Origin of the sequence: Mesorhizobium sp. B2-2-4, from assembly GCF_006442375.1 — a bacterium.
GTDB lineage: Bacteria > Pseudomonadota > Alphaproteobacteria > Rhizobiales > Rhizobiaceae > Mesorhizobium.
In genome coordinates, this window is record NZ_VFWB01000011.1 from 12,227 (window position 1) to 32,079 (window position 19,853).

The 19,853-nt window shown below is 61.7% G+C and carries 18 protein-coding genes; 14 read left to right on the forward strand and 4 right to left on the reverse strand.

Going from position 1 to position 19,853, the window contains the following annotated elements:
* The first annotated feature begins 78 nt into the window (after positions 1–78).
* The 12 genes from rpsM (at position 79) to FJ959_RS25030 (ending at position 12,005) form a co-directional block, all read left to right on the forward strand.
* Positions 79–447, forward strand: coding sequence for a 30S ribosomal protein S13 (gene rpsM / locus FJ959_RS24970; RefSeq protein WP_006205445.1), 369 nt, complete (start codon positions 79–81; stop codon positions 445–447).
* 155 nt (positions 448–602) lie between these two features.
* Complete coding sequence (gene rpsK, locus FJ959_RS24975; RefSeq protein WP_006205444.1) at positions 603–992, forward strand: 30S ribosomal protein S11; 390 nt, start codon at positions 603–605, stop codon at positions 990–992.
* A 101-nt stretch (positions 993–1,093) separates the two neighbouring features.
* Positions 1,094–2,104, forward strand: a complete 1,011-nt coding sequence (locus tag FJ959_RS24980; RefSeq protein WP_023682599.1) for a DNA-directed RNA polymerase subunit alpha — start codon at positions 1,094–1,096, stop codon at positions 2,102–2,104.
* Between the two features lie 43 nt (positions 2,105–2,147).
* Positions 2,148–2,579: a 50S ribosomal protein L17 gene (gene rplQ / locus FJ959_RS24985; protein ID WP_140501279.1), complete on the forward strand. Its 432-nt coding sequence runs from the start codon at positions 2,148–2,150 to the stop codon at positions 2,577–2,579.
* Between the two features lie 162 nt (positions 2,580–2,741).
* On the forward strand, positions 2,742–4,232 hold the full coding sequence (locus FJ959_RS24990; protein ID WP_140632695.1) for a DegQ family serine endoprotease: 1,491 nt from the start codon (positions 2,742–2,744) through the stop codon (positions 4,230–4,232).
* A gap of 45 nt (positions 4,233–4,277) precedes the next feature.
* Positions 4,278–5,585 carry a replication-associated recombination protein A gene (locus tag FJ959_RS24995; protein ID WP_140632698.1) on the forward strand — a complete coding sequence of 436 codons (1,308 nt, stop codon included), beginning with the start codon at positions 4,278–4,280 and terminating at the stop codon, positions 5,583–5,585.
* A gap of 325 nt (positions 5,586–5,910) precedes the next feature.
* Positions 5,911–6,741, forward strand: coding sequence for an aspartyl/asparaginyl beta-hydroxylase domain-containing protein (locus FJ959_RS25005; protein WP_140584208.1), 831 nt, complete (start codon positions 5,911–5,913; stop codon positions 6,739–6,741).
* Between the two features lie 67 nt (positions 6,742–6,808).
* The gene (crcB, locus tag FJ959_RS25010) at positions 6,809–7,183 is read left to right on the forward strand and encodes a fluoride efflux transporter CrcB (protein ID WP_140515446.1); all 375 of its coding nucleotides are present in this window, start codon (positions 6,809–6,811) and stop codon (positions 7,181–7,183) included.
* A gap of 60 nt (positions 7,184–7,243) precedes the next feature.
* Complete coding sequence (locus FJ959_RS25015) at positions 7,244–8,224, forward strand: RluA family pseudouridine synthase (RefSeq protein WP_140632704.1); 981 nt, start codon at positions 7,244–7,246, stop codon at positions 8,222–8,224.
* Between the two features lie 2 nt (positions 8,225–8,226).
* Entirely contained in the window at positions 8,227–9,150 is a 924-nt protein-coding gene (locus tag FJ959_RS25020; RefSeq protein WP_140515444.1) for a DMT family transporter, read from the forward strand.
* A 1-nt stretch (position 9,151) separates the two neighbouring features.
* Complete coding sequence (locus FJ959_RS25025) at positions 9,152–9,943, forward strand: ATP12 family chaperone protein (protein ID WP_140564591.1); 792 nt, start codon at positions 9,152–9,154, stop codon at positions 9,941–9,943.
* A 172-nt stretch (positions 9,944–10,115) separates the two neighbouring features.
* The gene (locus FJ959_RS25030; protein ID WP_140632707.1) at positions 10,116–12,005 is read left to right on the forward strand and encodes an MFS transporter; all 1,890 of its coding nucleotides are present in this window, start codon (positions 10,116–10,118) and stop codon (positions 12,003–12,005) included.
* 77 nt (positions 12,006–12,082) lie between these two features.
* Here FJ959_RS25030 and FJ959_RS25035 read toward each other — a convergent pair whose 3' ends face one another.
* Positions 12,083–12,277: a DUF2735 domain-containing protein gene (locus FJ959_RS25035; protein ID WP_140584211.1), complete on the reverse strand. Its 195-nt coding sequence runs from the start codon at positions 12,275–12,277 to the stop codon at positions 12,083–12,085.
* 311 nt (positions 12,278–12,588) lie between these two features.
* Between FJ959_RS25035 and FJ959_RS25040 the strand changes: the two genes are divergently transcribed.
* A complete protein-coding gene (locus tag FJ959_RS25040) occupies positions 12,589–13,629 on the forward strand; it encodes a glutamine synthetase beta-grasp domain-containing protein (RefSeq protein ID WP_140501300.1) in 1,041 nt (346 codons plus the stop codon).
* A gap of 851 nt (positions 13,630–14,480) precedes the next feature.
* On the opposite strand, the gene glnA is transcribed toward FJ959_RS25040, so the two are convergent.
* Together glnA and FJ959_RS25050 are read right to left on the reverse strand one after the other, a co-directional pair.
* Complete coding sequence (gene glnA / locus FJ959_RS25045; protein ID WP_140515442.1) at positions 14,481–15,890, reverse strand: type I glutamate--ammonia ligase; 1,410 nt, start codon at positions 15,888–15,890, stop codon at positions 14,481–14,483.
* A gap of 59 nt (positions 15,891–15,949) precedes the next feature.
* Positions 15,950–16,288 carry a P-II family nitrogen regulator gene (locus tag FJ959_RS25050; RefSeq protein WP_006205430.1) on the reverse strand — a complete coding sequence of 113 codons (339 nt, stop codon included), beginning with the start codon at positions 16,286–16,288 and terminating at the stop codon, positions 15,950–15,952.
* 333 nt (positions 16,289–16,621) lie between these two features.
* Here FJ959_RS25050 and FJ959_RS25055 point away from each other — a divergent pair, with 333 nt between their 5' ends.
* Positions 16,622–18,151, forward strand: a complete 1,530-nt coding sequence (locus FJ959_RS25055) for an NAD(P)H-hydrate dehydratase (protein WP_140584213.1) — start codon at positions 16,622–16,624, stop codon at positions 18,149–18,151.
* Positions 18,152–18,169: 18 nt separating this feature from the next.
* On the opposite strand, the gene FJ959_RS25060 is transcribed toward FJ959_RS25055, so the two are convergent.
* Positions 18,170–19,702, reverse strand: coding sequence for an acyl-CoA carboxylase subunit beta (locus FJ959_RS25060; RefSeq protein ID WP_140584214.1), 1,533 nt, complete (start codon positions 19,700–19,702; stop codon positions 18,170–18,172).
* Between the last annotated feature and the right edge of the window lie 151 nt (positions 19,703–19,853).

The window sequence follows — 19,853 nt, forward strand, 5'->3', positions numbered from 1 at the left end:
GCAAGGGCCGGCCTCCACCGGACGCGGGGCAACGCAGACAGCGCCGGCTCGTCCGGCCCATATGGAGATGAGAAGAACATGGCTCGTATAGCCGGCGTCAACATTCCGACCAACAAGCGCGTTGTCATCGCGCTTCAGTACATTCACGGCATCGGCAAGAAGTTCGCCCAGGAAATCGTCGACAAGGTCGGCATCCCGGCCGAGCGCCGCGTCAACCAGCTGACCGACGCGGAAGTGCTGCAGATCCGCGAGACGATCGACCGCGACTATCAGGTCGAGGGCGACCTGCGCCGCGAAGTCTCGATGAACATCAAGCGGCTCATGGACCTCGGCTGCTACCGCGGCCTGCGTCACCGTCGCTCGCTGCCGGTTCGCGGCCAGCGCACGCACACCAATGCACGCACCCGCAAGGGCCCGGCCAAGTCGATCGCCGGCAAGAAGAAGTAATTTAGGGCAGTAAGGGAGTAGGGAGTAAGGCAGTAGGGAATGCCCGGCAATCGGGTCGCTCTTTCCCTACTCCCTTACTGCCCTATTCCCCACTCCCTTACCAAGGTGGAGCCGCTGGCATTACGGCGGTGTAGAGATCAACTGAAAGGAATACCATGGCCAAGGAAGCCGCTCGTGTTCGCCGTCGCGAACGCAAGAACATCTCGTCGGGCGTTGCCCACGTCAATTCGACCTTCAACAACACCATGATCACCATTACCGACGCGCAGGGCAATTCGATCGCCTGGTCGTCGGCCGGTGCCCAGGGCTTCAAGGGTTCGCGCAAGTCGACCCCCTTCGCCGCCCAGATGGCTGCCGAGGATGTTGCCAAGAAGGCCCAGGAACACGGCATGCGCATGCTCGAGGTCGAGGTCTGCGGACCCGGCTCCGGCCGTGAATCGGCGCTGCGCGCCCTGCAGGCGGCTGGCTTCACCATCACCTCGATCCGTGATGTGACCCCGATCCCGCACAATGGCTGCCGTCCGCGCAAGAAGCGTCGCGTCTAAGGAATTACCGAACGCCGCGTGAACGCCAGAAGCGTTCCTCCGCGGTTTTCCAGGTCGCCCGCCACGATTGGATGGTGGCGGGTCAACGGAAGGAAAGCATCATGATCCAGAAAAATTGGCAGGAACTGATCAAGCCGAACAAGATCGAGTTCTCGTCGAAGAAGAAGACGCTGACCACGCTGGTGGCCGAGCCGCTCGAACGCGGCTTCGGCCTCACGCTCGGCAACGCGTTGCGTCGCGTGCTTCTGTCCTCGCTGCGCGGCGCGGCAGTCACCGCCGTACAGATCGACGGCGTCCTGCATGAATTCTCGTCCATCGCCGGCGTGCGCGAGGACGTGACCGACATCGTCCTTAACATCAAGGAAATCGCCATCCGCATGGAAGGCGACGGCCCCAAGCGCATGGTTGTGCGCAAGCAGGGCCCGGGTGCGGTTCTCGCCGGCGACATCCAGACGGTGGGCGACGTCGAGATCCTCAATCCGGATCACGTCATCTGCACGCTGGACGAGGGCGCTGAAATCCGTATGGAATTCACTGTCGATACCGGCAAGGGTTACGTGCCGGCCGACCGCAACCGCGCCGAGGATGCGCCGATCGGCCTGATCCCGGTCGACAGCCTCTATTCGCCGGTCAAGAAGGTCTCCTACAAGGTCGAGAACACCCGTGAGGGCCAGGTTCTCGACTACGACAAGCTGACCATGACCATCGAGACCGACGGTTCGATCTCGGGCGAGGACGCGGTGGCTTTCGCCGCCCGCATCCTGCAGGACCAGCTTGGCCTGTTCGTCAATTTCGACGAGCCGCAGAAGGAAGTCGCCACCGAAGCCGTCACCGAGCTTGCCTTCAACCCGGCGCTGCTCAAGAAGGTCGACGAACTCGAGCTTTCGGTGCGTTCGGCCAACTGCCTGAAGAACGACAACATCGTCTACATCGGCGATCTCATCCAGAAGACCGAAGCCGAGATGCTGCGTACCCCGAACTTCGGCCGCAAGTCGCTGAACGAGATCAAGGAAGTCCTGGCGGCGATGGGCCTGCACCTCGGTATGGAAGTGCCGGACTGGCCGCCGGAAAACATCGAAGACCTCGCCAAGCGTTACGAAGATCAATATTGAGGCTCCGAGGAGCTTCTCGAACCCGGAATGAAGGAGAAGAGCCATGCGCCATGGATTTAAAGGCCGCCGGTTCGCCCGCAGCATAAGCCATCGCAAGTCGATGTTTGCCAACCTTGCCGTGTCGCTGCTCGAACACGAGCAGATCGTCACCACCTTGCCCAAGGCGAAGGACCTGCGTCCGATCGTCGAGAAGCTGGTGACGCTCGGCAAGCGCGGCGACCTGCACGCCCGCCGCCAGGTGATCGCGCAGATCGGCAATGAAGGCGTCGTCAAGCGCCTGTTCGACACCATCGCGCCGCGCTACGCCACCCGCAACGGCGGCTATCTGCGCATCATGAAGGCGGGCTTCCGCCACGGTGACAATGCCGCGATGGCGGTCATCGAATTCGTAGACCGCGACACGGAGGCCAAGGGCGCCGGCGACCGCGCCCGCCTCGAAGCCGAAGGCACCGATGCGGAAGCCGCAGCCGCTTAAGGCTTCGCTTTTCAAATGATTTAAAGGGGCCTGCGGGCCCCTTTTTCATATTCTGGCCGCCTCGGCTGCTCCTGCGTCAAAATAATTCGATTTAATCGCCTTAGCCTTTCATTTTGCACATTCGTCGGGACAATGCGCCCCAACTCGCACGGAGGATTCGCAATGCGCGCTAAAAGACTGTCCCTGGTTCTGCTCTGCGCCTTTATGGCGTTCGCAACCACGCCGACAGTCCGGCAGGCATTGGCCGAGGATGCCCCCAAAGCCGATCCGGGCCTCTCCGACGTGCTCACCGACCTGCTGCACGGCGTCGAGGGCGAAAACGCCACCTCGGGCCCCGACAAGCGCGTGCCGTTCGGCCGTGAGGAGGTGCAGTTGTCGTTCGCGCCATTGGTCAAGCAGACGGCGCCTGCCGTGGTCAATGTCTATGCCTCGCAAACGGCCAAGGTCGTTTCGCCCTTCGAAGGCGATCCGTTCTTCGAAGAATTCTTCGGTCGCGCGCAGCCGCGCGCGCAGTCCTCCCTGGGCTCGGGCGTGCTTGTCGATCCGAGCGGCGTCATCGTCACCAATTTCCACGTCATCAAGGACGCCGACGAGGTGAAGGTCGCGACCGCCGACGGGCGCGAATTCACCAGCAAGGTGATGCTCAAGGACGAGACGCTCGATCTTGCCGTGCTCAAGATCGAATCCGACAAGCCATTCCCGGTCATCGCCATCGGCGATTCCGATGCGCTCGAAGTCGGTGACCTGGTGCTGGCCATCGGCAATCCTTTCGGTGTCGGGCAGACCACCACGAGCGGCATCGTTTCCGCACTTGCCCGCAGCCATATAGGCGTTTCGGATTCGGGTTATTTCATCCAGACGGACGCTGCCATCAATCCCGGCAATTCCGGCGGCGCGCTGATCAACATGGGCGGCCAGCTGGTCGGCATCAACACCGCCATCTTCAGCCGCAGCGGCGGCTCGATCGGCATCGGCTTTGCCATTCCTGCCAATATGGTGCGCGCTTTCGCCGATGCCGCCAAGGCCGGTCTCGATTTCTTCGAGCGGCCTTACATCGGGGCCGAGTTCGAAGCGGTGACGCCGCAGATCGCTGAATCGCTCGGCATGGAAAAGCCTGCCGGCGCGCTGGTCTCGTCCGTTGACGCGTCCGGACCGGCCGGCAAGGCCGGATTGAAGCCTGGCGATGTCGTCCTGCAGATCAACGGCAGGCCGGTCGAGAGCATCGAGGCACTGGACTATCGCATGGCGACGCTGTCGATCGGTACAAAGGCCAATTTCGCGGTGCTGACCAAAGGCCAGCAGGCGGCGATGGACATCGCGCTGGAACGCGCGCCCGAGGGTGCAAAACCCTCGGAGGTGACGCTGCATGGCCGCAGCCCCTTCTCGGGCGCCAAGGTTGCGGAATTATCGCCGCGGCTGGCTCAGAAGCTCGGCCTGCGCACCGACATCAAGGGCGTCACCGTGGTCGACATCAATCGCGATTCGCCGGCCGCCGATTTCGGCTTCCAGCCGGGCGACATCGTGCGCGAGGTCAACGGCACGACAATCGATACGGCGGCGACGCTGGCGCAGGCTTCCCAGCAGGATACGCGCTGGTGGCGCTTTACCGTCGAGCGCGGCGGGCAGATACTGCGCCAGGTGTTGCGTTACTGAGCTCGATCGCTGAAGAGATCGCGCTCCAAACCCAAAAAGAAGTGCATGGCCGATCTGTTCAGTGTCGATGAACCGGAAAAGGCGCCGCCAGGCCGGCCGCTGGCAGACAGGCTGCGCCCGAAAAACCTTGGCGAGGTCGTCGGCCAGGAGCATCTGACCGGCCCCGATGGTGCGCTGACCCGGCTGATTAATTCCGGTTCGCTCGGCTCCATGATTTTCTGGGGGCCGCCCGGCACCGGCAAGACCACGGTGGCGCGCCTGCTTGCCGGTGAAACCAGCCTTGCCTTCGAGCAGATTTCGGCGGTTTTCTCCGGCGTAGCCGACCTGAAGAAAGTGTTCGAGGCGGCCAAGCTGCGCCGCGCCAATGGCCGCCAGACCCTGCTGTTCGTCGACGAGATCCACCGCTTCAACCGCGCCCAGCAGGACGGCTTCCTTCCAGTCATGGAAGACGGCACCGTCGTGCTCGTCGGCGCTACCACCGAAAATCCGTCCTTCGAGCTCAATGCAGCTCTGCTGTCGCGTGCGCGCGTGCTGGTTTTCCATTCGCTTGGCGAGGAAAGCATCGCAAAGCTTCTGGCCAGGGCCGAAGAGACGGAGGGCAGGGCGCTGCCGCTCGATGATGAGGCGCGAGCGATGCTCATCCGCATGAGCGACGGCGATGGCCGGGCCTCGCTGACGCTGGCGGAAGAAGTTTGGCGCGCCGCCAAACCAGGCGAAGTGTTCGGTCCCGAAGGCTTGCAGCGCATCATCCAGCGTCGGGCGCCGATCTACGACAAGGGCCAGGACGGTCATTACAATTTGATCTCGGCGCTGCACAAATCCGTGCGCGGCTCCGATCCCGATGCCGCGCTCTACTACCTCGCGCGCATGTTCGACGCCGGCGAGGATCCGCTCTATCTCGGCCGCCGGCTGGTGCGCATGGCGATGGAGGACATCGGGCTGGCCGATCCGCAGGCATTGGTCATCGCCAACGCGGCCAAGGACGCCTACGATTATCTGGGTTCGCCCGAGGGCGAACTCGCCTTCGCCGAGGCCACCGTCTATCTCGCCACGGCGCCGAAATCCAACGCGGTCTACACCGCCTTCAAAGCGGCCACGCGCGCTGCCAAGGAGCACGGTTCGCTGCTGCCGCCCAAGCACATCCTCAACGCGCCGACAAAGTTGATGAAAGACGAAGATTACGGGGCTGGCTACCGCTATGATCATGACGAACCGGACGCGTTTTCCGGCCAGGACTATTTTCCGGAAAAGATGGGTCGCCAGACCTTCTACGACCCACCCGAACGCGGTTTCGAGCGCGATATCAGGAAACGGCTCGACTACTGGGCGAAGCTGCGCAAAGAGCGGGAATAGCAGGCTTGCGGCGGCCGGTGGCGGTTGCGGTCCGAAACGAGGCTTCGCCTTGGGGCATTTCCACGTCGGTTCTTCTGCACGCGCTGCTCACGGCCACGATTATATCGATGCCAATGCCGCAGCTTCCGAGCCGGCCGGAGGAAGAACGGGTTATCCTGACCCCGCGACAGTTCGAGGTCTCGACAAGGCAGTCAGCCGGCGACGATGCCGTGGCCGTTGTGCGGCAACCCAAAAGACCTTATCAAGGCGCACGGCCGGGCGGTGGTCGTTGTCGTGATTTTGGCACTATTCATTCGCAACAGGATCGCGCTCGGCGCGTGGAAAAATGACAAAAACCCTTCGCAAGACCCTTCGCAAATTCGCCATTGCCATCCCGCTCCTTGCCCTTGGCTTCTATTTCATTCCGATCCTAACGACAATTTTCGTCGTTTGCGGCCTGATCGACGTGCTGCGCAACGACCGCAAGAATCTGTCCTTGTTCAGCGGCTATTTCCTGGGCAATGGCCTCTTCACCTGGCTGCTTTCGCCATTCAACCTGCTGGTCGACCTCCTGTGCTACAGAAATCCGGGCGTGTGGAAGTTGGAGCAGTTCCCGCAGGATTATCAGCGCGAAGTCAACGAGGTCTTGGATGTCTTCAAGGCGCGCAAGGCCGAAATCATCGCCGACATCGACGCCAATTTCGGCGCCGGCCGGCGCGGCATGTATGTCTACCAATGGTATGGCAAGCACAGGATAGACAACGTCGCCGAGTTCAACAAGAATTTCAAATACATCAAGACGATTGCCGTCTCCGTCTTCAGCAAGCGCGAATCGACCTCCTGGCACTTCGGACCGCTGCGGCTCAGCCTCCGCATCCTCTACAACCTCATTCCGGTGAAGTCAGAGATCTTCGTCGAATGCGGCAACGTCAAGAACTACTGGTACGACAATCCGCTGTTCATTTTCGACGACACGCTGCTGCATCGCTCGGTCAACGAGTATGACGGTCGTCGCTACTGCGTATTCATGGACATTATCAGGCCGTCCCCGGTCCCCAGGCTTATCGCCGGCCTTCTCGCCATCGTCTCGGTGAGCGTCGAGAGGATCAATTCGATGTTCTACAAGAACTGGAAGATGATCGGCTCGACCAAGCCGAAAAAAGCAGAAACGACCTGAGCTGGCAAGTTTTCGAACGTAGCCGGCGCGCCGGATAGGTATGAATAGTCGGGGACAGTATACGGCGATGTTCAATCTGCTTCTCGTGGCCGCCGGCGGCGGCATTGGCGCCGGCGTTCGCCATCTGACCAATATGGGCTCGCTGCGCCTTGTCGGCCCCAACTATCCCTGGGGCACGATGGCGATCAACATCGTCGGTTCGTTCGCGATGGGCCTGTTCATCGCCGCCCTGGCGCGCCGCGGCGGGTCTAACGAACTCAGGCTGTTTGTTGCCACCGGCATCTTAGGCGGCTTCACGACGTTTTCCGCCTTTTCGCTCGATTTCGCGACCTTGTGGGAGCGGGGAGCCACCTTGCCGGCGTTTGGATATGCGCTGGCCAGCGTGATTGGCGCCATCATTGCCCTGTTTTTGGGTCTTTGGCTCGCAAGAAGCCTGCCTTAATGCTATTGCCGCGCCGAGAGCAGGCCTGGGCCTGCCAGGAAACGGGTAAGCGAAAACAATATGGCAGGCGTTGAACAGATCACGGTGGAGGCCGGCGAGGCGGGCATGCGGCTCGACCGCTGGTTCAAGACCCATTTCCCGGGCCTTGGCTTTGGTCATCTGCAGAAGCTGCTTCGGTCCGGGCAGATCCGCGTCGACGGCGGCCGCGTCAAGGCCGACACCCGTGTCGAGCCTGGCCAGACGGTGCGCATTCCACCGCTGGAAGTGGACAAGAAGGGCGACAGCCCGCTGACCGGCCATTCGATCCGCAACCAGGGCGATGCCGAAGTCCTGGCAAAGATGCTGATCCATGAGGATCCGAAGGTCTTCGTCTTCAACAAGCCGGCTGGCCTTGCGGTGCAGGGCGGCTCGGGCGTCACCCGTAACGTCGACGACATGTTGGAAGCCTGGCGCAACCAGAAGGGCGAGAAGCCGCGGCTGGTGCACCGGCTCGATCGCGACACGTCTGGCGTGCTGGTCGTCGCCCGCACCAGGCTGGCGGCGATGAAGCTCTCCGAGGCGTTTCGCGCCCGCGAGACCGAGAAGACCTACTGGGCCCTGGTCAAAGGCGTGCCGCCCAAGCGCGAGGATAAGATATCGACCTGGCTGATCAAGGAAGCCACGCCGGATGGCGATCGGGTGCGCATTGCCAAGCACGGCGAAAAGGGCGCCGACCATGCCGTATCCTACTATCGCATCATCGAGCAGGCGGCGCAGGCGCTGACCTGGCTGGAGATGGAGCCCTATACCGGCCGCACCCATCAGTTGCGCGTTCATGCCGCCCATATCGGTTGTCCCATCATCGGCGATCCCAAATATTTCGAGGCCGACACCAACTGGGATTTTCCGGGCGGGATGCAGAATCGCCTGCATCTGCACGCGCGCCGCATCGTCATCCCGCATCCGGACCAAGGTTTCATCGACGTCACCGCGCCTATGCCGCCGCATATGCGCCAGAGCTGGAACCTGATCGGCTTCGACGACGCCAGTGCGGAGGATTGACCATGAGCGGCGCTGCCGATGCGCTCGACCGTCGCGATGCGGTTGACATGGCGGCCGCCGCCATAATGGTCGGCCTGACGTTCTCCTGGGGCCTGAATTACGTCGCTGCCAAGATCTCCTATGCCGGCTATGATCCGGTTTTCCTGTCGATCGCGCGCTCGGTTATCGGCGGGCTCTGCGTCTTCCTCTGGTGCCGCTGGCGCGGCATTGCGCTTTTCAAGAGGGACGGGACATTGCTCGCGGGCATTGCAGTCGGCGTGCTCTTCGGCATCGAGTTCCTCTGCCTTTATGTCGGGCTGGAGCACACCACGGTCGCCCGCAACACGCTGCTGGTCAACACCATGCCGTTTTGGATGCTGCTGGGAGGGCATTTCCTGCTCGGCGAGCCGATCAGCCTGCGTAAATCCCTTGGCCTTCTGCTTGCCTTTGCCGGCCTCGCCGCGGTCTTTTCCGACAAGCTCGGCGGCGGCGGGGACATGCTGTTCGGCGATCTGCTGAGCCTTGGCTCCGGATTCGTCTGGGCCTTGACCAATATCCTGATCAAGCGCTCGAAGCTGGGTAACACGAGCGCCGAAAAGCTGCTGCTCTATCAACTCTCCGGCGCTGCGATCGTCGGCGTCCTGGTGTTGCCTCTGGCCGGCCCCTCCGTGCGCGATCCCGCGCTGTTGCCGACGTTGGCCCTGCTTTTCCAGGCGCTCTATATCGTCGCCTTCACCTATGTGTTGTGGTTCTGGCTGCTGCGGCGCTATCCCGCCTCCAGCCTGTCGAGTTTCACGTTCCTGTCGCCGGTCTTCGGCGTGCTGTGCGGCGCCCTGTTCTTGAACGAGCCGCTGACCATACGCATTTTTCTGGCACTTGGTCTCATTGCCGCCGGTCTGGTCATCGTCAACAGGCCGCCGCGCCAGCAGACGGCCGAAGGAGGCTGACATGCGCGATATCCTCAGCGATCTCGAGGCGGGGAAACTGCTCTCCGACCCCGATCCGGTGCGCCGCGCCCAAATCCAGATGAAGAAGCCGCTGCCGAAGCGTTTTTACAAGACCGTTTCGGTCGCGCGCGTCGATGCTGGCTTTGCCGTCCATCTCGACGGCAAGCCGGTGCGCACGCCGGGCAAGGCGCTGCTGACGCTGCCGACCGAGAAGGCGGCATCGCTGGTCGCCGATGAATTCGCCGCCCAGGGCGAGACCATCGATCCGGTGTCGATGCCGGTGATGCGTCTCGTCAACACCGCGCTCGACGGCGTCGCCAGCGATCCGCAGGCGGTGGTGGAGGACATACTGCGCTTTGCCTCGTCGGATCTGCTCTGTTATCGCGCCGACGCACCACAAGGCTTGGTCGAGCGGCAGAACGAGCTGTGGGATCCTGTCCTCGACTGGGCGCAGGCAGCACTCGGCGCTCGCTTCAACCTTGCCGAGGGCATCATTCACGTCGAGCAACCGCGCGAAACTATTGCTGTGCTGGGTGTGCATCTTGCCCAGCGCACCGAGCCGCTGCGCCTGGCAGCGATCCACGTCATGACCTCGCTGACCGGTTCGGCGCTGCTGGCGTTGGCCGTGGAGTTCGGCGAACTCGGCGGTGAGGCGGCCTGGACTGCCGGCCATGTCGACGAGGATTGGCAGATCGAGCATTGGGGACAGGATGCGGAAGCTGTCGCGCGCCGGTCCGCCCGCAAGCGCGACATGATGGCTGCCGTCGGTCTGATCGAGGCGCTCGAAGGCTGACCGGCCACCGCACCGCACCTAATACCAAAGTCATAATCCCAAAGTCATCTGCCGTTGGCAGGCGCTTTCTGTCATTTTTCCCGTGATTGCTGCCGCGAGTCTGCGTTCGGAGAGAAATGCGAACGCAGGGGCGCTGCATCGAGCACAAGGGTCTCACGGGAGGAGCATCTCAATGGCTATCGCATCGACCGCCAGCGGAAAGAGCCGCGGCATGACGCGAGAAGAGAAGAAAGTCATCTTCGCTTCTTCGCTCGGCACCGTTTTCGAATGGTACGATTTTTATCTCTACGGATCGCTCGCGGCCTTTATTGGTTCGACCTTTTTCAGCCCGACCATTCCGGAAGCGACGCGCAATATTTTCGCGCTGCTGGCTTTCGCCGCCGGCTTCCTCGTCCGTCCGTTCGGCGCTTTGCTGTTCGGCCGCATCGGCGACCTTGTCGGCCGTAAATATACCTTCCTCGTCACCATGACGATCATGGGCCTGTCGACCTTCCTGGTGGGCTTGCTGCCTGGCTATGCGAGCCTCGGCATCGCGGCTCCGGTGATCCTGATCATCCTGCGCATGCTCCAGGGCTTGGCACTGGGCGGCGAATATGGCGGCGCGGCCACCTATGTCGCCGAGCATGCGCCGGACGACCGGCGCGGCTACTATACGTCGTGGATCCAGACGACCGCCACACTCGGCCTGTTCCTGTCGCTGATCGTCATCCTGATCGTCCAGGGCTCCATGAGCAAGGAAACCTATGCCGCCTGGGGCTGGCGCGTTCCTTTCATCGTGTCGTTCCTGTTGCTCGGCATTTCCATCTGGATCCGGCTGTCGCTTTCCGAATCCCCCACCTTCCAGCGCATGAAGGAAGAGGGCAAGGGTTCCAAGGCACCGCTCTCGGAAGCCTTCGGCCAGTGGAAGAACGCCAAGATCGCGCTGCTGGCACTGCTCGGCCTTACGGCTGGCCAGGCCGTGGTCTGGTATAACGGCCAGTTCTACGCCCTGTTCTTCCTCCAGAACGTGTTGAAGCTGGACGCACAGTCGGTCAACATCATGATCGCCATCGCGCTTGCGCTGGGCTCCATCTTCTTCGTCGTGTTCGGCTGGCTCTCCGACAAGATCGGCCGCAAACCGATCATCATGGCCGGGCTCGCACTGGCGATCGTCTGCACCTTCCCGCTGTTCAAGGCATTGACCTGGGCCGCCAATCCGGCCCTTGCCGAGGCACAGCAGAGCACCCGCGCGACGGTGACCGCGGCACCCGGCGACTGCAGGTTCCAGTTCAATCCGGTGGGCACCGCCAAGTTCACGACGTCTTGCGACATCGCGACCTCGTTCCTGACCAAGAACTCGGTGCCCTATGACGTCGTTTCCACAGCGGCACCCGGTACGGCTGCTTCGGTCAAGATCGGCAATGAAACGGTGGCATCCTACGATGCTGTCGCCGCGGGCGACCAGGCCAAGGCCAAGGAGGCCGCCTTCGTCAAGGCCGTCAACATGTCGCTGCAGGACGGCGGATATCCGCTGAAGCGTGCTGCGATCAAGATACCGGACCAGAAGCTCGACGCGTTTGTCGCTGCCAATCCCGAACTGAAGCTCGACGCCGCCGCCATCCGCGCCGGCGAGAAGGCGACGGTTCCTACCGATCAGGCTATTAAGGACAAGCTTTTGACCGCCGGCGAAGCTGCCGGTGCGCCTGAGGTCACCGTCTACAACATACCCGGCGGCGGTGCCTTCGCCATGTTCGCCGACCCTGCGGCCGTGAACTGGCCTATGACGATCGCCATCCTGTTCGTCCTCGTCCTGTTCGTGACCATGGTCTACGGTCCGATCGCGGCCATCCTGGTCGAGATGTTCCCGACCCGCATCCGCTACACCGGCATGTCGCTGCCCTACCATATCGGCAATGGCTGGTTCGGCGGGTTGCTGCCGGCGACGGTGTTCGCGCTCAGTGCCTACAGGGGCGACATCTATTATGGCCTCTGGTATCCCGTGATAATCGCGGCGATGTCGCTCGTCATCGGCATGATCTTCGTCAAGGACACGCTGGGCACGAACTTGGAGACCAAGCAGTAACGGGTCGGATCCACATGCATGAGAAAACCCGGCGCGAGCGATCGCGCCGGGTTTTCATATCGAGGCTGAAGATGCGTTCAGCTCTTCGGCTGCTGGTTTTCTTCCTCGACAGCGGCCTCGTGATACCAGCCATCGAAATCGGCATGCGTGTTACGCAGCGAGGCAAGCTCTGCCGCGAACTTGGCCTTCGCGCCTAAATTTGAGGCAGATACGCAGCCTGCAAGCGGGAACATCAGGATCTTTGCCGACGGACGGGCGAGGGTGACTTCCATTGGCGGTCTCCTTTCTTCTCCGAGGGTCAGTTGATTCAGCTTTTCCTCAAAATAGGTTCTGCGATTCATTTAGGCAATATGCTTATGAAAAGATCAGTTATTGCCTATTATTTGCGCAATCTCTGCGTCTGATCGATCCCGGCGCATTGCTGGGGCGGTGCAGTGAATTCACGGGAATCTTACGACCATTTTGTCGCACCGGTCGATGCCAGAGTGGCATATGAATTGCTTTTTACCAGTCGGCAGGTCGGCTTGCTCCGGCCATGCGTCGACACCGCGTGCGGTGGTCAAGCACAACGAGAGGCTCTAGAATGACCAAATACAAGCTCGAGTATATCTGGCTCGACGGATACACCCCGGCCCCCAATCTTCGCGGCAAGACCCAGATCAAGGATTATGCCGAGTTCCCGAAGCTCGACCAGCTGCCGCTGTGGGGCTTCGACGGCTCGTCCACCATGCAGGCCGAGGGCCGAAGCTCCGATTGCGTGTTGAAGCCGGTCGCGCTTTATCCCGATCCGGCCCGCACCAACGGCGTTCTCGTCATGTGCGAAGTCATGATGCCCGATGGCGTCACGCCGCACGTGTCCAACAGCCGCGCGACCATTCTCGACGACGAGGATGCCTGGTTCGGTTTCGAGCAGGAGTACTTCTTCTACAAGGATGGCCGTCCGCTCGGTTTCCCCGAGAGCGGTTATCCCGCCCCGCAGGGCCCGTACTACACCGGCGTCGGCTATTCGAACGTCGGCAGCATCGCGCGCCAGATCGTCGAAGAGCATCTCGACCTCTGCCTTGCCGCGGGTATCAACCATGAAGGCATCAACGCCGAAGTGGCCAAAGGCCAGTGGGAATTCCAGATTTTCGGCAAGGGCTCCAAGAAGGCCGCCGATCAGATGTGGATGGCCCGCTACCTGCTCCAGCGCCTCACCGAAAAGTACGGCATAGATATTGAGTTCCACTGCAAGCCGCTCGGCGACACCGATTGGAACGGCTCGGGCATGCATTGCAACTTCTCGACCAAATATATGCGCGAAGTCGGCGGCAAGGGTTATTTCGAGGCCCTGATGGCGCAGTTCGAAAAGAACCTGATGGACCATATCGCCGTGTACGGCCCGGACAACGACAAGCGTCTGACCGGCAAGCACGAGACGGCCCCCTGGAACAAGTTCAGCTATGGTATCGCCGACCGCGGCGCCTCGATCCGCGTGCCGCATTCGTTCGTCAAGAATGACTACAAGGGTTATCTGGAAGACCGCCGCCCGAACTCGCAGGGCGACCCCTACCAGATCGCTTCCCAGGTCCTGAAGACGATCTCGCAGGTTTCGACCGGCGCATCGGTTTCGGCCGCTGCTTGATATTTCACGTCGGGCCTCAAGATCCCCGACAACCATGACGCGAGCCCCGGCGGGAGTTGCCGGGGCTTTTTCGTGTGACGATGGCGGGCACTATCGCATGCCGCTGTTTCCGTTCGCCGCTCCTCGTCTTCCTGGCTCCTGGCCTGGCAAAGCAAATTCCCCCAAAAAAAGTCAGGTTAAAAAGGGCGGCTCAAACCCATCCCGACAAGGCGGCTTTGGGCTGACGAAAGCATACCTTGGCGCCGGGCCGCAGGCTTCGAAATCCTCGAAAAAGCCCGGAAATCCGGCCATTCCGGCAAGAATGCCTGTCGACCGATCCTTTCATAAGCCCCTGTTCATACACCAAAATCGACCGTCTCGACGCCCGGCAGGCGACATTGACAGGCTGCGGCGCAACATGCGTATTCGCAGGCATTGGGGGATACGCCAAGCGGTGCTGTTCGAAGGGGCGGGGTTTCTTGAACGACAGCATTGGCGGGGGCGCCGGACGAGCGGGCATTGCAGCCTGAGGCAGTGTGCCGCTCGCTCCTGGCTTATCCCTTTACTCGCAAAAAGCGCATGCCGGATCGCCTGGCAGCCCAGCTTGGCTGGCTCAAGCCGGCCTGTGCCTCAGCGCAATCGGCACGTGTGACGTGACCAGCCGACGGAACCTCAGCAGCCGGTGCGCCTTTCCAGTCGCTGGATCGGGGCAGCATCCGATCGAACGCGTCAGTGTCCGCGGATTTGGCTGAATGGAAGCCTCGATATGAGCAAACAAAGAGGCCGGAAGAGGTTCATCTTCCGGCCTCGCATTTGCAGGCTGAATTGAAGCCGCTGGATCCGGGTTATGCCGGGTCCAGGGAGATCAAAAATCAGACCGAATAGTACATGTCGTATTCGACGGGATGCGGTGTCATTTCGAAGCGCATCACCTCGGCCATCTTCAACTCGATGTAGCTGTCGATCTGGTCGTCGTCGAAGACGCCGCCGGCCTTCAGGAAGCCGCGGTCCTTGTCGAGGCTCTGGAGCGCCTCACGCAGCGAGCCGCAGACGGTCGGGATCTTCTTCAGCTCCTTCGGCGGCAAATCGTAGAGATCCTTGTCCATCGGCTGGCCGGGATGAATCTTGTTCTTGATCCCGTCGAGGCCGGCCATCAGCATGGCGGCAAAGGCGAGATAGGGGTTCGCGCCCGGATCGGGGAAGCGGACCTCGACGCGCTTCGACTTTGGCGACGAGCCGAACGGGATGCGGCAGGATGCCGAGCGGTTGCGCGCCGAATAGGCGAGCAGCACCGGCGCCTCGTAGCCCGGCACCAGGCGCTTGTAGGAATTGGTCAGCGGGTTGGTGAAGGCGTTGATGGCCTTGGCGTGCTTGATGATGCCTCCGATATAGAACAGGCAGCTTTCCGAGAGGCCGGCATACTCGTTGCCGGCGAAGGTCGGCTTGCCTCCTTTCCAGATCGACTGGTGGACATGCATGCCCGAGCCGTTGTCGCCGAAGATCGGCTTCGGCATGAAGGTGGCGGTCTTGCCATAGGCATTGGCGACCTGATGCACGACATATTTGTAGATCAGCATCTTGTCGGCGTTGCGGACCAGCGTGTCGAACTTGATGCCGAGTTCGTGCTGGGCCGCAGCCACCTCGTGGTGATGCTTCTCGACCCGCACGCCCATCTCGGCGAGCACGGTCAGCATCTCGGAGCGCATGTCCTGCGCCGAATCGATCGGCGGCACCGGGAAATAACCCCCTTTGATGCGCGGACGGTGGCCGAGATTGCCGGTTTCGTAGTCGGTGTCGTCATTGGACGGCAGTTCGGTGGAATCGAGCCTGAAGCCGGTGTTATAGGGATCGGCTTTGTACTTGACGTCGTCGAAGACGAAGAACTCGGCTTCCGGGCCGACATAGATGGTGTCGCCGATCCCTTCCGACTTCATGTAGGCCTCCGCCTTCTTGGCAGTGCCGCGCGGGTCGCGGTTGTAGGATTCGCCCGAAACCGGATCGAGGATGTCGCATAGGATGACCATGGTCGACTGCGCGAAAAACGGATCCATGTGGACCGTTTCAGGATCGGGCATCAGCACCATGTCGGACTCGTTGATCGCCTTCCAGCCGGCGATCGAAGAACCATCGAACATCACGCCATCGGCGAACATGTCTTCCTCGACCTCGATGACATCCATCGTCACGTGCTGCAGCTTGCCCTTCGGGTCGGTGAAGCGCAGGTCAACGAACTTCACATCGTTGTCCTTGATCTGCTTCATGATGTCTTTGGCTGTCGTCATGTCATGTATCCCTGTGGTGACGTTTTTTAATAATGACGTTTCGGAAGATGGGCGAGGTGTCAGACCGCATCCATGCCGGTTTCGCCGGTGCGGATGCGCACAACTTCCTCGATGTTCGAGACGAAGATCTTGCCGTCGCCGATGCGCCCAGTCTGGGCCGCCTTGCGGATGGCTTCGATGGCGCCTTCGACCGCATCGTCGCCGAGCACGACCTCGATCTTCACCTTGGGCAGGAAGTCGACGACATATTCGGCGCCGCGATAAAGCTCGGTGTGGCCCTTCTGGCGTCCAAAACCCTTGGCCTCGGTCACGGTGATGCCTTGCAGTCCGGCCTCCTGAAGCGCTTCCTTCACTTCGTCCAGCTTGAATGGCTTGATGATCGCTTCGATCTTTTTCATGTAAAAAGTGGCCTCCACTGCCAAAAAAACGGGTTGTGAGCCCCCGCTTGCGCCTCCATCAAGCACGAATTGTGCCAATTGGCGGGATTTCAAGCGGTGTCATTCGATTCCAGAACATGCCGCACGAAGATGCAAATTCGCATCGTTCACTGCATCCAGCGCGCGACGGATGGCTGCAGCCTACGCGGCGTCGGTGTTTATGTCTGCCCGATATTTAGGCGTATTGCTTATTTGGTGGGCATTGCTCAGCTTGGCTGGGACCGCGCCAACTCCTCTGCGTTTGCGTCGAGCCGAAAACTGGACAATGCTTTATCGAATGCGGATCGGCAATCCATGAGCAACGAACTTCTTTCTCCCGAGGAGATGAGCGAGGCGGATCGGTTGACGATTGCCGCCGGCGCAATCGACGGCATCGGCCTGATGCGCCGTGCAGGCGAAGCCGTCGCGGCCGAAATTTTCAGGCGCGATCCGGCAGCGAAGCGGGTCCATGTGCTTTGCGGTCCCGGCAACAATGGCGGCGATGGCTATGTCGTGGCCCGCTGCCTGGCAACCGCTGGCGTCGACACGGTGGTCTGGGCGACGGGCACGCCGAAGCCGGGCAGCGATGCCGCGCTTGCCGCCGGCGAATGCCCGGTCAAACCTCGGCCGCTGGCGAATTTCGCGGCCGAAGCCGGCGCTGTCGTCGTCGACGCTCTTTACGGAGCAGGGCTGTCCAAACCGCTGTCCGGTGAAGCGGCGAGAACGGTTGGCGTGGTGACAAGCCTGGCCTTGCCGGTCGTCGCGGTCGATCTGCCATCAGGCGTTTCCGGGGACAGCGGCCAAGTGCTCGGCCATGCTTTTCGGGCTGGGGTCACCGTCACCTTCGCCCGCAAAAAACCTGGTCATCTTTTGCTGCCCGGGCGCGAGCTGTGCGGGGAGATCGTGCTCGCCGATATCGGTATCGCCGATGGTCTCATTGCCCGGATTCGGCCCCAGGCGTTCGAGAACTCGCCGGCGCTTTGGCTCAGCGCCTTTCCGATTCCGGGCGTCGATACGCACAAGTACAAGCGCGGCCATGTCGGCGTCTTTTCCGGCGGCCCGAGCGCCACTGGCGCGGCGCGGCTTGCGGCGCTTGCCGCGGCGCGAAGCGGGGCAGGGGCGGTCACCGTCCTGTCCCCGGCGAAAGCCATGCAGGTCAATGCCGCGCATCTGACCTCGATCATGCTGCGCAAAGCAAATGACAGCGCCGACATCGACGCCTTCATCGGCGAACGCCGGCCCTCCGCTTTTGTACTGGGCCCTGGCTTCGGTGTCGGTGAAAGAACGCGGAATTTTGCTCTCACGCTGCTTGCCGCTGGCCAGCAGCGGAACGTTTCCGCCTCGGTCGATGGTCTGGTGTTCGACGCCGACGCGATCACCTCGTTTCGCGAGAAGCCGGATGTCCTGTTCGAAGCCTCGCGCCAGCCGAGCGCGCCGTCGCTGGTGATGACGCCGCATGAAGGCGAGTTCGCCAGGCTGTTTGCTGACATCGCGGGTGGCGCCGTTTCGTCCAAGTTGGGCAGGGCTCGTATGGCCGCCACCCGTGCCAATGCCGTGATCGTCTATAAGGGCGCCGACACCGTAATCGCTGCTCCCGATGGCAAGGCCGCGATAAACTCCAATGGCGCGCCGTGGTTGGCAACCGCCGGTTCGGGCGACGTGCTCTCGGGGCTGGTGGCCGGCTTCCTGGCGCAAGGCATGCCGGCCTTCGAGGCGGCGTGCGCGGCGGTATGGATCCATGCCGAGGCCGGCAGCCGGTTCGGGCCGGGGCTGATCGCCGAGGATTTCCCGCTGGCGCTGGTGCCTGTGCTGCGTGAACTGGTGGCGGCTCGCGGCGCGCGCTGACTTGCCGCGACATTCAGCTTACAGCGGAATGTTGTCGTGCTTTTTCCAGGGGTTCTGCATTTCCTTGTTGCGCAGCATTCGCAGCGCGCGGGCGATGCGGCGGCGGGTCGAATGCGGCATGATCACCTCGTCGACATAGCCGCGCTCGGCGGCGACGAAGGGCGACAGGAAGCGGTCTTCGTAAGCCTTTGTATGAGCTGCGATCTTTTCGGCGTCTCCGATGTCCTTGCGATAGATGATCTCGACCGCGCCCCTGGCGCCCATCACGGCGATCTGCGCCGTCGGCCAGGCATAGTTCATATCGCCACGCAGGTGTTTCGAAGCCATCACGTCATAGGCGCCGCCATAGGCCTTCCTGGTGATGACGGTGATCTTCGGCACGGTCGCCTCGGCATAGGCGAAGAGCAGTTTGGCGCCGTGCTTGATCAGCCCGCCATATTCCTGCGCCGTGCCCGGCAGGAAGCCCGGAACGTCGACGAAGGTGACGATCGGGATCGAAAAACAGTCGCAGAAGCGCACGAAGCGCGCCGCCTTGCGGCTGGCGTCAGAATCGAGCACGCCGGCCAGCACCATGGGCTGGTTGGCGACGAAGCCGACCGTGCGGCCTTCAATACGTCCGAAGCCGGTGACGATGTTCTTGGCGAAACTTTGCTGGATCTCGAAGAAATCACCCTCGTCGGCGACTTTCAGGATCAGCTCCTTGATATCGTAAGGCTTGTTCGCGTTGTCGGGGATCAGTCGGTCGAGCGACAGATCGTGATCGGTGACCGACTGGTAGCATTCGATCTCGGGAATCTCCGATGTGTTCGAGGCCGGCAGCAAATCGACCAGCCGGCGCATCTGCAGCAGTGCTTCGACGTCGTTGTCATAGGCGCCGTCGGCGATCGAGGATTTCGTCGTGTGAACGGAAGCGCCGCCGAGGCTCTCGGCGGTCACCGTCTCGTTGGTGACGGTCTTCACCACGTCCGGTCCAGTAACGAACATGTAGGAGGTGTCGCGCACCATGAAGATGAAGTCGGTCATGGCCGGCGAATAGACGTCGCCGCCAGCGCAAGGCCCCATGATCACGGAAATCTGCGGAATGACGCCCGACGCCAGCACATTGCGCTGAAAGATCTCGGCGTAGCCGCCGAGTGCAGCCACGCCTTCCTGGATGCGGGCACCGCCGGCATCGTAGAGGCCGATGATCGGCGCGCGGTTGCGCAGCGCCATCTCCTGCACCTTGATGACCTTTTCGGCATGCGCTTCCGACAGCGAGCCGCCGAACACGGTAAAATCCTTGGCGAAAAGGTAGACGGGACGGCCGTTGACGGTGCCCCAGCCGGTGACAACGCCATCGCCGGCGATCTTGGTCTTTTCCATGCCGAAGTCGGTCGAACGGTGCTCGACATACATGTCGAACTCCTCGAACGAACCCTCGTCGAGAAACACCTCGATGCGTTCGCGGGCGGTGAGCTTGCCCTTCTTGTGCTGCGCGTCGATGCGAGCCTGACCGCCGCCCATGCGGGCGATCTCGCGACGACGCTCGAGTTCCTTCAGCACGTCCTTCATTCTCGATCTCCTGCGCGGGCTGCTTTGTGGTAATGATGCCCGCAGGTGAGCGCAAGCGTCGCTTTTTCGAGGCGTTTTGTTGCGCTGCAACATGATGCCCTTGCATTTCAGAGCGAACTCAGCCATATGCACGGCATAGGCGCTTGGGCCG